Source organism: Musicola keenii, from assembly GCF_014855505.1.
Classification (GTDB): Bacteria; Pseudomonadota; Gammaproteobacteria; order Enterobacterales; family Enterobacteriaceae; genus Musicola; species Musicola paradisiaca.
Genome location: NZ_JAAWVW010000004.1, coordinates 128020 through 141761, shown reverse-complemented (window position 1 = coordinate 141761; position 13742 = coordinate 128020). Strand labels below are relative to the sequence as shown.

Annotated in this window: 12 protein-coding genes; all 12 read left to right on the top strand. The window is 50.7% G+C overall.

What is annotated here, in order from left to right; all coding sequences use genetic code 11:
- The first annotated feature begins 163 nt into the window (after positions 1-163).
- Positions 164-604: a succinate dehydrogenase cytochrome b556 subunit gene (gene sdhC, locus HEP82_RS05755; protein ID WP_051122267.1), complete on the top strand. Its 441-nt coding sequence runs from the start codon at positions 164-166 to the stop codon at positions 602-604.
- Complete coding sequence (sdhD, locus tag HEP82_RS05750) at positions 598-945, top strand: succinate dehydrogenase membrane anchor subunit (protein ID WP_192457213.1); 348 nt, start codon at positions 598-600, stop codon at positions 943-945. Before sdhC ends, sdhD begins: the two co-directional genes overlap by 7 nt.
- Entirely contained in the window at positions 945-2711 is a 1767-nt protein-coding gene (gene sdhA / locus HEP82_RS05745; RefSeq protein WP_192457332.1) for a succinate dehydrogenase flavoprotein subunit, read from the top strand. The genes sdhD and sdhA overlap by 1 nt, the downstream gene beginning before the upstream one ends.
- Positions 2712-2729: 18 nt before the next feature.
- Positions 2730-3446, top strand: coding sequence for a succinate dehydrogenase iron-sulfur subunit (locus tag HEP82_RS05740; protein ID WP_012764765.1), 717 nt, complete (start codon positions 2730-2732; stop codon positions 3444-3446).
- A 228-nt stretch (positions 3447-3674) separates the two neighbouring features.
- Positions 3675-6482, top strand: a complete 2808-nt coding sequence (sucA, locus tag HEP82_RS05735) for a 2-oxoglutarate dehydrogenase E1 component (protein ID WP_192457212.1) — start codon at positions 3675-3677, stop codon at positions 6480-6482.
- Between the two features lie 16 nt (positions 6483-6498).
- Positions 6499-7719: a 2-oxoglutarate dehydrogenase complex dihydrolipoyllysine-residue succinyltransferase gene (odhB, locus tag HEP82_RS05730; RefSeq protein ID WP_192457211.1), complete on the top strand. Its 1221-nt coding sequence runs from the start codon at positions 6499-6501 to the stop codon at positions 7717-7719.
- 132 nt (positions 7720-7851) lie between these two features.
- On the top strand, positions 7852-9018 hold the full coding sequence (gene sucC / locus HEP82_RS05725) for an ADP-forming succinate--CoA ligase subunit beta (protein ID WP_192457210.1): 1167 nt from the start codon (positions 7852-7854) through the stop codon (positions 9016-9018).
- Complete coding sequence (gene sucD, locus HEP82_RS05720) at positions 9018-9890, top strand: succinate--CoA ligase subunit alpha (RefSeq protein ID WP_192457209.1); 873 nt, start codon at positions 9018-9020, stop codon at positions 9888-9890. The genes sucC and sucD overlap by 1 nt, the downstream gene beginning before the upstream one ends.
- Before the next feature lie 701 nt (positions 9891-10591).
- Entirely contained in the window at positions 10592-12160 is a 1569-nt protein-coding gene (gene cydA / locus HEP82_RS05715; RefSeq protein ID WP_192457208.1) for a cytochrome ubiquinol oxidase subunit I, read from the top strand.
- Between the two features lie 12 nt (positions 12161-12172).
- The gene (gene cydB / locus HEP82_RS05710) at positions 12173-13312 is read left to right on the top strand and encodes a cytochrome d ubiquinol oxidase subunit II (protein ID WP_192457207.1); all 1140 of its coding nucleotides are present in this window, start codon (positions 12173-12175) and stop codon (positions 13310-13312) included.
- A gap of 16 nt (positions 13313-13328) precedes the next feature.
- Positions 13329-13445 carry a cytochrome bd-I oxidase subunit CydX gene (gene cydX / locus HEP82_RS05705; protein ID WP_012764772.1) on the top strand — a complete coding sequence of 39 codons (117 nt, stop codon included), beginning with the start codon at positions 13329-13331 and terminating at the stop codon, positions 13443-13445.
- Entirely contained in the window at positions 13442-13735 is a 294-nt protein-coding gene (gene ybgE / locus HEP82_RS05700) for a cyd operon protein YbgE (RefSeq protein WP_192457206.1), read from the top strand. The genes cydX and ybgE overlap by 4 nt, the downstream gene beginning before the upstream one ends.
- The last annotated feature ends 7 nt before the right edge of the window (positions 13736-13742 follow it).

Here is a 13742-nt window from a genome sequence, read left to right as displayed (position 1 = left end):
GGGTAATTGTAATAAGAATGTGAAGTGCCTATACTGCCGCCAGGTCTCCGGAATACCCTGCAGTAGGAGCACCCAGCATGATTGATTGGCGCAGTTCGCAAACAGGAAAGTCGTCGAGATGCGTAATAATAATGAAGGGAGCCTATCTCCTTTCTCTTCTCTCATGCTGTCTGACCCCACAACAGGTCCGGAGGAAGAAAATAATAAAAGCTGTGTGGGCAAATCCGTGAAAAAACAAAGACCTGTCAATCTGGATCTGCAAACGATCCGATTCCCTGTTACTGCGATAGCATCCATTCTTCATCGTGTCTCAGGCGTTATCACGTTTGTTGCTGTTGGAATCTTGTTGTGGCTGCTCGGTCTCTCCCTGTCTTCTCAGGAAGGATTTGTGCATGCGGCTGCAATTATGGGCAGCTTTATCGTGAAATTCATCGTCTGGGGCATTCTAACCGCGCTCTCCTACCATATTGTCGGTGGCCTGCGTCATCTGTTGATGGATTTTGGATACATAGAGGAGACTTTCGCGGCGGGGTCGAGTTCCGCGAAAATTTCTTTCATCATCACTGTCGTGCTTTCTCTTCTGGCTGGAGTCCTCGTATGGTAAGCAATGCTTCCGCTTTGGGACGCAATGGCGTACACGACTGGTTGCTACTTCGCGCTTCTGCCATCGTCATCGTACTGTATGTCCTTTATATCGTCGGTTTTATTGCGAGCGCCGGCGGTATTACTTATGAAATCTGGCGTGGTTTTTTTGCCATGCATCTCACCAAAGTGTTCACCCTGTTGACGCTGATTTCTATTCTGGTTCATGCCTGGATAGGTCTATGGCAGGTACTGACTGACTACATAAAACCGCTGGCAATCCGGCTGGTATTACAGCTAGCGATTGTGGTGGTATTGGTGGTGTATGTCATTTATGGAACAGTTGTGGTGTGGGGTGCATGATGAATTTGCCAGTCAGAGAGTTTGATGCCGTTGTTGTTGGCGCGGGTGGCGCGGGTATGCGCGCCGCGCTTCAGATTTCCCAGATGGGCTTGTCCTGTGCCCTATTGTCCAAAGTATTCCCGACTCGTTCCCATACGGTATCCGCCCAGGGTGGAATTACCGTTGCTTTGGGCAATACCCATGAGGACAATTGGGAATGGCATATGTATGACACCGTAAAGGGGTCTGACTACATCGGTGATCAGGACGCCATTGAATATATGTGCAAAACGGGGCCGGAAGCGATTCTGGAACTGGAACACATGGGATTGCCGTTTTCCCGTTTGGATGATGGGCGTATTTACCAGCGCCCGTTCGGCGGCCAGTCTAAGAATTTCGGCGGTGAGCAGGCTGCTCGCACTGCGGCGGCAGCAGACCGTACTGGGCACGCGCTGCTGCATACGCTTTATCAGCAGAACCTTAAAAATCACACCACTATCTTTTCTGAATGGTATGCGCTTGATTTGGTGAAAAATCAGGATGGTGCGGTGGTGGGATGTACCGCCATCTGTATTGAAAGCGGCGAAGTCGTTTATTTTAAAGCTCGTGCCACCGTATTGGCGACCGGCGGGGCCGGGCGCATCTATCAGTCAACGACCAATGCGCATATCAATACCGGTGACGGTGTGGGGATGGCGCTACGTGCAGGTGTGCCGGTACAGGATATGGAAATGTGGCAGTTCCACCCCACGGGGATAGCTGGTGCTGGGGTACTGGTAACGGAAGGGTGCCGTGGTGAAGGTGGTTACTTGCTTAACAAACATGGCGAGCGTTTTATGGAACGCTATGCGCCAAACGCCAAAGATTTGGCTGGGCGTGATGTGGTCGCTCGCTCCATCATGATTGAGATTCGTGAAGGCCGCGGATGCGATGGCCCATGGGGACCACACGCCAAACTGAAGCTGGATCACCTTGGTAAAGAAGTTCTGGAGTCTCGTTTGCCGGGTATTTTGGAGTTGTCGCGTACTTTTGCCCATGTTGATCCGGTCAAAGAGCCGATTCCGGTTATTCCGACTTGCCACTATATGATGGGCGGTATCCCGACGAAGGTCACTGGCCAAGCGTTGACGGTGAATGAAAACGGCGAAGATGTGGTGATTCCTGGTCTGTTCGCTGTGGGTGAGATTGCCTGCGTTTCTGTTCACGGTGCCAACCGACTGGGCGGCAACTCGTTGCTTGACCTGGTAGTGTTTGGTCGTTCGGCAGGGATGCACCTGCAGGAATCGTTGATTGAACAAGGCGTTTCCCGCGATGCCAGTGACTCGGATATCGATGCATCCCTTGAACGTCTTAACCGTTGGAACGATAACCGTTCTGGCGAAGATCCGGTTGAAATTCGCAAAGCATTGCAGTCTTGTATGCAGAATAACTTCTCGGTCTTCCGCGAAGGCGATGCGATGGCAAAAGGCCTTGAAGAGCTCAAAGTGATTCGCGAACGCCTGAAACAGGCTCGTTTGGATGATGCATCAAGTGAGTTCAATACCCAGCGTATTGAGTGCCTTGAGCTGGATAATCTGATGGAAACTGCATATGCCACTGCGGTCTCTGCGAATTTCCGCACTGAGAGTCGTGGCGCGCACAGTCGCTTCGACTATCCTGATCGTGATGATGAGAATTGGTTGTGCCATACGCTGTATCAGCCGCAAACCGAGAGCATGACACGCCGTCAGGTGAACATGCAGCCTAAATTGCGCCCGGCGTTTCCGCCGAAAGTGCGTACTTACTGATTCTGCGGAGAGCTGGCGATGAAACTCGAATTTTCAATCTATCGTTATAACCCTGATGTTGATAACGCTCCTCGTATGCAGGACTACACGCTCGAGGCGGAAGAAGGCCGGGACATGATGTTGTTGGATGCCCTGATCCAATTAAAAGAACAGGATCCGACCCTGTCGTTCCGCCGATCCTGCCGTGAAGGCGTATGCGGTTCCGATGGGCTGAACATGAACGGTAAAAACGGTCTGGCTTGCATCACACCGGTTTCGACGCTACGTGGGAGTAACGGCAAGATAGTGATCCGTCCTCTGCCTGGTTTACCGGTAATCCGCGATTTGGTTGTGGACATGGGGCAGTTCTATGCACAATATGAGAAAATCAAACCTTACCTGTTGAATAATGGGAAGAATCCTCCAGCTCGCGAGCATCTGCAGTCACCGGATCAACGTGAGAAGCTGGATGGTTTGTATGAATGCATTATGTGTGCTTGCTGTTCCACGTCTTGTCCGTCGTTCTGGTGGAATCCAGACAAGTTCGTCGGGCCTGCGGGGTTGTTGGCGGCTTATCGCTTCTTGATTGATAGTCGTGATACGGAAACAGCATCGCGGCTGGACGATCTGAACGATGCTTTCAGCGTGTTCCGTTGCCACGGAATCATGAATTGCGTCAGCGTATGTCCGAAGGGGCTGAATCCGACGCGAGCCATTGGTCATATCAAATCGATGTTGTTGCAGCGTAGTGCATGACGATGCAAGTGTAAGGCATGTTTCCGCTCCCCTGTGTGGGGGCGGGAACTGTAGGAAGAAACAGGAAATCTTTAAAAGCTGGTTTTGCGCCAGAACCGCCTTTTAAAGGTTCCTTCGGATAAATTATCCACACTCGTGCGGAAGAGGGCACACAAGTGAACCGTATTCACGGCAAAAAATCATGTTAACCACGGCGAAAACAAAAGCTTATTAGCTTAAGGGATCACGATGCAGAACGGCGCAATGAAGGCCTGGCTGGATTCCTCCTATCTGGCGGGCGCAAACCAGTCCTACATAGAGCAGCTCTATGAAGATTATTTAACGGATCCAGACTCGATTGATTTCAGTTGGCGTTCAATTTTTCAGCAACTTCCTACCACTGGGGTCAAACCGGATCAACTTCACTCCAAAACCCGCGAATATTTCCGCCGTCTGGCGAAAGATACTTCGCGTTTTACCTCCTCCATCAATGATCCGGATAGCGATGCCAAGCAGGTTAAGGTATTGCAGCTGATTAATGCTTTTCGTTTCCGTGGTCATCAACACGCCAATCTTGATCCTTTGGGATTATGGAAACAGGAGCGAGTGCCTGATCTGGATCTCGCGTACCACAATTTAACCGAGCAAGATCTGGATGAGACGTTTAACGTCGGTTCTTTCGCTATCGGTCGGGATACCATGCGTTTGGGCGAACTTTATGCTGCGCTGAAGCAGACATATTGCGGCCCGATCGGTGCGGAATACATGCATATTACCAATACGGAAGAAAAGCGTTGGATTCAACAACGTATCGAATCCGTTGTTGGACAGCCGAGTTTTACGCCCCAGGAACGGAAACGCTTTCTCAGGGAACTGACGGCCGCCGAGGGGCTGGAGCGTTATCTGGGTGCGAAATTCCCCGGTGCCAAGCGCTTCTCGCTGGAAGGCGGCGATGCGTTGATTCCGATGTTGAAAGAAATGGTGCGTCATGCCGGTAAAAACGGCACCCATGAGGTTGTGCTGGGAATGGCCCATCGCGGCCGTCTGAATGTATTAATCAATGTGCTGGGTAAACAGTCTCAGGATTTGTTCGACGAGTTTTCCGGCATTCACAAGGATCACCTTGGCACCGGCGATGTGAAATACCATCAGGGTTTTTCGTCCGATATCGAAACAGAGGGCGGTAAGATCCACCTGGCGCTGGCATTCAACCCGTCCCATCTTGAAATTGTCAGCCCGGTCGTGATGGGGTCGGTACGCGCCCGTATCGATCGCCTTGATAATCCGAGTAGCTCGCTGGTTCTTCCCATCACTATTCATGGCGATGCCGCCATCAGTGGGCAAGGCGTGGTGCAAGAAACACTGAACATGTCCAAAGCGCGCGGTTATGAGGTGGGGGGAACCATTCGTATTGTTATCAATAACCAGGTTGGTTTTACCACGTCCAATCCTCGTGATGTCCGCTCCACTGAATACTGTACTGACATCGGCAAGATGGTGCAGGCACCGATTTTTCATGTGAATGCGGACGATCCGGAAGCGGTCGCGTTCGTTACCCGGCTGGCTCTGGACTTCCGCAACACCTTCAAGCGGGATGTGTTTATCGATCTGGTTTGTTACCGCCGCCATGGCCATAACGAAGCGGATGAACCGAGCGCGACTCAGCCCGTGATGTATCAGAAGATCAAAAAGCACCCGACTCCGCGCAAAATCTATGCCGATCGCTTGGAGCGTGATGGTATTGCAACGCTGGAAGACGCAACTGAACTGGTCAACTTGTACCGTGACTCATTGGATGCCGGCGAGTGCGTGGTTGAAGAGTGGCGTCCGATGGATATGCACTCCTTTACCTGGCGGCCATACCTCCATCATGAATGGGATGAGACTTACGCGCACAAAGTTGAGATGAAACGTTTGCAGGAGCTGGCGCGTCGTATCAGTGAAGTGCCGGAATCGGTGGAAATGCAGCCGCGAGTCGCCAAGATCTATAAAGATCGCGCGGATATGGCTGCTGGTGAGAAGCTGTTTGATTGGGGCGGCGCGGAAACGTTAGCCTACGCCACGCTGGTGGATGAAGGTATCCCCGTCCGTTTATCCGGCGAAGATTCAGGGCGCGGTACGTTCTTCCATCGTCATGCGGTTATCCACAATCAAAAAGACGGTTCCACCTATACACCATTAACGCATGTGCACAATGGGCAAGGGTCGTTTAAGGTTTGGGACTCGGTATTGTCTGAAGAGGCCGTGTTGGCGTTTGAATATGGCTATGCCACAGCCGAACCCCGCACGCTGACCATTTGGGAAGCGCAGTTCGGTGATTTCGCCAATGGTGCGCAGGTTGTGATTGATCAGTTCATCAGTTCTGGTGAACAGAAATGGGGACGCATGTGCGGCTTGGTCATGCTACTGCCTCATGGCTATGAAGGACAGGGGCCAGAGCACTCTTCTGCACGACTGGAACGCTATTTGCAGTTGTGTGCAGAGCAGAATATGCAGGTTTGCGTACCGTCGACACCTGCCCAGGTCTACCACATGTTACGACGTCAGGCTCTGCGTGGGATGCGTCGTCCGCTGGTTGTGATGTCTCCCAAGTCGTTATTGCGTCATCCGTTGGCGGTTTCGTCGCTAAATGAACTCGCTCATGGTCAATTCCAGCCGGCAATCGGTGAAATTGATGATCTGGATCCAAAAGCAGTGAAGCGCGTCGTCCTGTGTTCCGGCAAGGTTTACTATGATTTGTTGGAGCAACGTCGCAAAAATGAGCAAAAAGATGTTGCGATTGTGCGTATCGAACAGCTGTATCCGTTCCCACATCAGGCTGTACAAGCGGCGCTTGAACCGTTTGCGCATGTACATGATTTTGTCTGGTGCCAGGAAGAGCCGCTCAATCAGGGCGCGTGGTATTGCAGTCAGCACCATTTCCGTGAGGTGATTCCGTTTGGTGCATCCTTGCGGTATGCCGGTCGCCCTGCCTCGGCTTCACCTGCAGTCGGTTATATGTCCGTACACCAGGAACAACAAAAAAATCTGGTGAATGACGCGCTGAACGTTAATTAAATCAAAAGGATATAGAATGAGTAGCATAGATATTCTTGTACCTGACCTGCCTGAATCTGTGGCGGATGCTACGGTGGCGACCTGGCACAAACAACCGGGGGATAGCGTCCAGCGTGATGAGGTACTGGTTGAAATTGAAACTGATAAAGTCGTACTGGAAGTGTCTGCGATTGAAGCTGGCGTGCTAGACGTGATTCTGGAAGCTGAGGGGGCGACGGTAACAGCGCGCCAGGTACTTGGGCGTTTACGTCCAGGCGATAATTCCGGCAAGGAAACCAGTGCTAAAGCTCAGCCTCAGGAGTCAACGCCGGCCCAACGTCATACTGCGGGCCTGGATGAGGAAAGTAACGACGCACTCAGTCCGGCGATTCGACGCCTGATCGCCGAGCACGATCTGGATGCAGCAGCCATTAAGGGGAGTGGAGTCGGTGGTCGGATTACCCGCGAAGATGTAGAAAAACATTTGGCCGGCAAGAGTGCTCCGAAGGCGGTAGCGCCTGCAGCTGCTCCATCTCAGCCGACTCAAGCACTGGGGAGCCGCAGTGAAAAACGTGTGCCGATGACCCGTTTGCGTAAACGTGTCGCCGAGCGTTTGCTTGAAGCGAAAAATAGTACGGCGATGTTGACGACCTTTAATGAAGTCAACATGAAACCCATTATGGATCTGCGCAAACAGTATGGTGAAGCGTTCGAAAAACGTCACGGTGTCCGGCTTGGGTTTATGTCGTTTTACATTAAAGCTGTCGTGGAAGCGCTAAAACGTTACCCCGAAGTGAACGCTTCGATTGACGGTGAGGATGTGGTTTACCACAACTACTTCGATGTCAGCATTGCGGTATCTACGCCACGTGGCTTGGTGACACCAGTATTAAAAGATGTCGACCTGATGGGTATGGCCGATATCGAGAAGAGAATTAAAGAATTAGCTGTTAAAGGCCGCGACGGCAAGCTGACCGTAGAGGAGCTGACTGGGGGTAATTTCACGATTACTAACGGTGGTGTCTTCGGTTCTTTGATGTCTACACCGATCATTAACCCGCCACAGAGCGCGATACTTGGTATGCATGCCATCAAGGATCGCCCAATGGCGATTGACGGCCAGGTGGTGATTCTGCCGATGATGTATCTGGCTCTCTCTTATGATCACCGTCAGATTGATGGACGTGAGTCAGTCGGGTTCCTGGTTACAGTAAAAGAAATGCTGGAAGATCCGGCGCGTTTGCTGCTGGACGTTTAGGTAAACCGGTTGTGAGGCGGCATGACGATGCCGCCTTTATTATGTGCTATGCAGGGTCGTTGTCTGGCAACGACATTATCCACGACAGAAAGTCTTTAGACTTATTCTTCAAACCTAAATGGATAGAACATCATGAATTTACATGAGTATCAGGCAAAACAGCTTTTTGCTCGGTATGGTTTGCCGGCTCCAGCCGGTTACGCCTGCACAACGCCGCGTGAAGCGGAAGAAGCCGCATCCAAAATCGGCGCGGGGCCGTGGGTGGTAAAATGCCAGGTACACGCAGGCGGTCGCGGCAAGTCCGGTGGCGTGAAAGTGGTCAACAGCAAGGAAGACATTCGCGCCTTTGCTGAGAAATGGCTGGGTAAGAATTTAGTGACCTATCAGACTGATGCAAACGGTCAGCCGGTCAACCAGATTCTGGTGGAAAGCGCTACAGATATTGATAAAGAACTTTATTTGGGCGCGGTTGTGGATCGTGGTAGTCGCCGGGTTGTTTTTATGGCGTCGACGGAAGGCGGCGTGGAAATCGAAAAGGTTGCGGAAGAAACGCCCCACCTGATTCACAAAATGGCATTGGATCCGCTAGCAGGGCCTCAACCTTATCAGGGCCGCGAACTGGCGTTCAAGTTGGGGTTAAGCGGTAAGCAGATTGCACAATTCACCAAAATCTTCATGGGATTGGCGACGCTGTTTCTGGAGCGAGATCTCGCATTGGTCGAAATCAACCCCTTGGTGATCACTAAACAAGGTGATCTAGTCTGTCTGGACGGCAAGCTGGGTGTTGACGGCAACGCACTGTTCCGCCAGCCAGAACTGCGTGAAATGCGTGATGCTTCCCAGGAAGACGCGCGTGAAGCACATGCCGCTCAGTGGGAACTGAACTATGTCGCGCTGGACGGCAATATCGGTTGTATGGTCAATGGTGCCGGTTTGGCGATGGGAACCATGGACATCGTGAAACTGCATGGCGGTGCACCGGCTAACTTTCTCGATGTCGGCGGCGGCGCGACGAAAGAGCGCGTCACCGAAGCGTTTAAGATCATTTTGTCGGATGACAAGGTGAAAGCGGTTCTGGTTAATATTTTCGGCGGTATTGTACGGTGTGACCTGATTGCCGACGGTATCATCGGTGCGGTGTCGGAAGTTGGCGTCAGCGTTCCCGTGGTTGTCCGGCTTGAAGGAAACAATGCTGAATTGGGCGCGCAGAAACTGGCGGACAGTGGCCTGAATATCATTGCCGCGACCAGCCTGACGGATGCGGCTCAGCAAGTGGTTGCTGCCGCGGAGGGTAAATAATGTCCATTCTTATCGATAAAAACACCAAGGTCATCTGCCAGGGATTTACCGGTAGCCAAGGTAGTTTCCACTCTGAACAGGCGCTTGCCTATGGTACGCAAATGGTTGGCGGGGTTACGCCAGGCAAAGGCGGCACCGTGCATCTTGGCTTACCTGTGTTCAATACCGTTCGCGAGGCGGTGGAGGCAACGGGAGCTACTGCGTCCGTTATCTATGTGCCAGCACCTTTCTGCAAAGATTCGATTTTGGAAGCAATTGATGCCGGTATTCAGCTCATTATCTGTATTACCGAGGGTATTCCAACGCTGGATATGCTGACGGTGAAAGTGAAGCTGGAGCAAACCGGGGTGCGCATGATCGGGCCGAACTGTCCAGGGGTTATTACTCCAGGAGAGTGTAAGATCGGTATTATGCCGGGGCATATACATCTTCCTGGCAAAGTTGGCATTGTCTCCCGTTCAGGCACGTTAACGTATGAAGCTGTGAAGCAAACCACGGATACCGGGCTGGGGCAATCAAGCTGTGTAGGTATTGGTGGTGACCCGATACCAGGCTCGAATTTTATCGATATTCTCAAGCTGTTTGAACAGGACCCTCAGACTGAAGCCATTGTAATGATTGGTGAAATTGGTGGAACTGCAGAGGAAGAAGCTGCCGCTTATATCAAAGAGCATGTGACTAAACCTGTAGTCGGCTATATCGCGGGTGTTACCGCGCCTAAAGGTAAACGTATGGGCCATGCTGGCGCGATTATTGCCGGTGGGAAAGGTACTGCAGATGACAAATTTGCAGCGCTTGAGGCGGCTGGCGTGAAGACAGTGCGCAGTCTGGCTGATATCGGTGAAGCTGTTAAGTCAGTGTTGAATCGTTAATACATACAGCTTACCGTTAGTAGTACGTTCAATTCGACATGCTTGGTCACCTTCGGGTGGCCTTTTTTATTATTTTCGCTATATCTCTATAGTGATTGTTTCTTTGCCCATAAAAAGATGATTGCTGAAATTATAACAATAAAATAACAAGCCAGATGTTTTTCTGTAATGTTTGATAATTGTGAGCAACTCGATTTTTTTCTTCATAACATCAAAATATATATTTTTATTTAATCAATATTGAAACCTTGAAATTACATTAAATTAACAATGGGATTTAATTAAAATAAAAAAACGCCATTTATTAACATTTGATGGGGAAATTGTTTTAGATCAAAAATATGGTCTGGATATCCTCCTTGAAATACGCTTAAATTGCGGCGAATCAATTATGCTTCACATGCCACGCAACGCTGATAATACTATGAGGTCAAAAACTCAATCTGTATCACGTAAAAACATATTTATTGTAGGGTTATAGAGGCGTAATATACCGATGTTCTTATCTTTGGTATGTGGTTTGTAATTCTATAATTTCTCTTTAGTTGAACTTCATACACCTGGAGTTGTTAATTGTTCCGAGGGTATTGAAGCAGTGCTGAAGCAATTGTTGTGTTCTTTCGGGTTATTTACTGCCGGGTGTTTAATGGCTTGAATCTATAACAAGCTTAGGACCTTCCTGCGGGGAGCAAGGAGTTAAGATGTTTGATATAGTCGAACTGTCGCGTTTACAGTTTGCCTTAACAGCGATGTATCATTTCCTGTTCGTACCATTAACGCTGGGCATGGCGTTTTTGCTGGCGATCATGGAAACGGTATATGTGCTCACTGGCAAACAAGTTTATAAAGATATGACCAAGTTTTGGGGCAAGTTGTTCGCCATCAACTTTGCCTTGGGGGTTTCCACCGGTTTGACCATGGAGTTCCAGTTCGGGACTAACTGGTCGTACTATTCCCATTATGTTGGCGATATCTTCGGTGCTCCTCTGGCTATCGAAGGTCTGATGGCCTTTTTCCTTGAGTCCACTTTTGTCGGCCTTTTCTTCTTCGGATGGGATCGTCTCGGCAAAGTTCAGCATATGGCAGTAACCTGGCTGGTTGCATTGGGTTCCAACTTGTCGGCGCTGTGGATCCTCGTGGCAAATGGCTGGATGCAAAACCCGGTCGCTTCCGACTTCAATTTCGAAACCATGCGTATGGAAATGGTGAGTTTCGCCGACCTTGTTCTTAACCCGGTTGCGCAGGTGAAATTCGTTCATACCGTTGCTTCTGGTTATTGTACCGGTGCAATCTTCATTTTGGGGATTAGCTCCTACTATCTGCTGAAGGGCCGTGATCTCGCTTTTGCCAAACGCTCTTTCGCCATCGCGGCAAGCTTTGGTATGGCGTCTGTCCTTTCTGTCATCGTGCTGGGTGATGAATCCGGTTATGAGATGGGGGACGTGCAGAAAACCAAACTGGCTGCTATTGAAGCTGAGTGGGAAACTCAACCTGCTCCAGCCGCGTTCACGCTGTTTGGCCTGCCGAATCAGGATACCATGGAGAATAAGTATGCTATTCAGGTGCCCTACGTATTGGGTCTGATCGCTACACGTTCCACGGATAAGACCGTGACGGGCCTGAAGGATTTGATGACGCAGCATGAGGTTCGCATACGCAATGGCATGAAGGCCTACCAACTGCTGCAGCAGCTGCGCTCAGGTAATACCGATCAGGCTGTACGGGATGAGTTTAACAAGAATAAACAGGATCTTGGTTATGGTCTGTTGTTGAAGCGCTATACCACGAATGTGGCAGATGCAACTGAAGCGCAAATCAAACAGGCGACCAAAGACTCTATTCCTCGCGTCGCACCACTGTATTTCGCGTTCCGTATCATGGTGGCTTGCGGAGTTCTGATGTTGTTGGTTATTGGGCTCTCTTTCTGGACTGTGTTGCGTAATCGCATCGGGCAGAAAAAATGGCTGCATCGTGTGGCGCTGTATTCTATACCGCTGCCGTGGATTGCAGTGGAAGCTGGGTGGTTTGTGGCGGAATATGGCCGTCAGCCGTGGGCTATCGGCGAGGTGCTGCCCACTGCAGTGGCGAACTCTTCGCTGACGGCAGGCGATATTCTGTTCTCTATGGTACTGATTTGCGGTTTGTATACGCTGTTCCTGATTGCGGAACTCTATCTGATGTTCAAATATGCGCGTTTGGGGCCCAGCAGCCTGAAAACCGGCGCCTATCATTTTGAACAGCCGATTGCATCGACTCAGAACGCACGGTAACAGGAGGCCACTATGTTTGATTATGAAGTATTGCGTTTCGTCTGGTGGGTGCTGATCGGTGTATTACTGATCGGTTTCGCAGTCACTGACGGTTTTGACATGGGCGTCGGGATGTTGGTGCGTCTGCTTGGCCGTAACGATGTTGAGCGTCGGGTGATGATCAATAGCGTTGCTCCCCATTGGGACGGCAACCAAGTCTGGCTGATAACCGCAGGTGGTGCGTTGTTCGCTGCCTGGCCTATGGTTTACGCCGCCGCATTTTCCGGTTTTTACATCGCGATGATTCTGGTGCTGGCGTCCTTGTATTTTCGTCCGGTCGGTTTTGACTACCGTTCGAAAGTCGAGAACACGACTTGGCGCAATGCATGGGATTGGGGCATTTTCACCGGTAGCTTTGTTCCTCCAGTGGTCATCGGTGTAGCGTTCGGTAATTTGCTGCAAGGTGTACCGTTCCATGTTGATGAGTATCTGCGCCTCTATTACACCGGGAACTTCTTCCAGTTGTTGAATCCATTTGGATTGCTGGCGGGTATCGTCAGCCTGTGCATGATTCTTGCGCAGGGCGCGACTTACCTGATGATGCGCACGACAGGCGATTTGTATGTACGAACGAAATCAGCAGCGCAACTTTCTTCGCTGATCTTAACCATTACGTTTGTATTGGCCGGTGTTTGGGTCGTGAATGGCATTGATGGATATGCGATAACGTCTGCAATCAATAAGGCTGCCGAATCCAATCCGCTCCATAAAGAAGTGGTTCGTCAGGCTGGTGCCTGGATGACCAATTACAACCATTATCCTGTACTGTGGTTGTTCCCGCTGATCGGGGCGGTGTCGCCTTTGGTGACTCTGGCGGCCGCGCGTGCGGGTAAAGGCGCCTTGGCGTTTCTGTTCTCTTCATTAAGCATCGCGGGAGTGATTCTGACTGCCGGTATCGCCATGTTCCCGTTCATTATGCCGTCTGTGACGGTGCCGAATGTGAGCCTGACCATGTGGGATGCCACATCCAGCTTGCTGACGCTCAAGGTGATGACCATTGTGGCCATTATTTTCGTGCCGATCGTGTTGTCCTACACCATATGGTGTTACTACAAGATGTACGGACGGATCACCAAAGAGCATATTGAACAGAACACACATTCTTTGTATTGAGTAAGGAGCCTGATTTATGTGGTATTTTGCCTGGATTCTGGGAACGCTTCTTGCTTGTTCACTGGGCGTTATCACTGCTCTGGCATTGGAACAGAGCGAGGTAAGCAGCGCGGACAAGAATAAGCCGCAATGAGTATCTTCATTGAACATTTGTATCGTCTGATGGATAAGGGCCCGTTACGGGCCCTTTCCCTGATCATGGCCTTGTTACTGGCCGGATGTGTGTTCTGGGAACCAGCCCGTTTTGCGGCAAGAACCAGCTCTCTAGCTGTCTGGCAGGGATTATTTCTCATCTGGGCGGTGTGCACCGGTGTGGTTCATGGTACGGGATTTCGACCCAGACGTATTCGTTGGCTGGCCTTCTTCTCCCCTCTGCCCGCCTTCGTGATCCTGGGCGCAGGATTGTATTACTATTTTCTGTAATATTCCC

Coding starts and splice junctions, on each gene's coding strand:
- sucC (WP_192457210.1), top strand. CDS start 7,852: ATGAATTTACATGAGTATCAGGCAAAACAGCTTTTTGCTCGGTATGGT.
- cydA (WP_192457208.1), top strand. CDS start 10,592: ATGTTTGATATAGTCGAACTGTCGCGTTTACAGTTTGCCTTAACAGCG.
- cydB (WP_192457207.1), top strand. CDS start 12,173: ATGTTTGATTATGAAGTATTGCGTTTCGTCTGGTGGGTGCTGATCGGT.
- sdhC (WP_051122267.1), top strand. CDS start 164: ATGCTGTCTGACCCCACAACAGGTCCGGAGGAAGAAAATAATAAAAGC.
- sdhD (WP_192457213.1), top strand. CDS start 598: ATGGTAAGCAATGCTTCCGCTTTGGGACGCAATGGCGTACACGACTGG.
- HEP82_RS05740 (WP_012764765.1), top strand. CDS start 2,730: ATGAAACTCGAATTTTCAATCTATCGTTATAACCCTGATGTTGATAAC.
- cydX (WP_012764772.1), top strand. CDS start 13,329: ATGTGGTATTTTGCCTGGATTCTGGGAACGCTTCTTGCTTGTTCACTG.
- sdhA (WP_192457332.1), top strand. CDS start 945: ATGAATTTGCCAGTCAGAGAGTTTGATGCCGTTGTTGTTGGCGCGGGT.
- sucD (WP_192457209.1), top strand. CDS start 9,018: ATGTCCATTCTTATCGATAAAAACACCAAGGTCATCTGCCAGGGATTT.
- sucA (WP_192457212.1), top strand. CDS start 3,675: ATGCAGAACGGCGCAATGAAGGCCTGGCTGGATTCCTCCTATCTGGCG.
- odhB (WP_192457211.1), top strand. CDS start 6,499: ATGAGTAGCATAGATATTCTTGTACCTGACCTGCCTGAATCTGTGGCG.
- ybgE (WP_192457206.1), top strand. CDS start 13,442: ATGAGTATCTTCATTGAACATTTGTATCGTCTGATGGATAAGGGCCCG.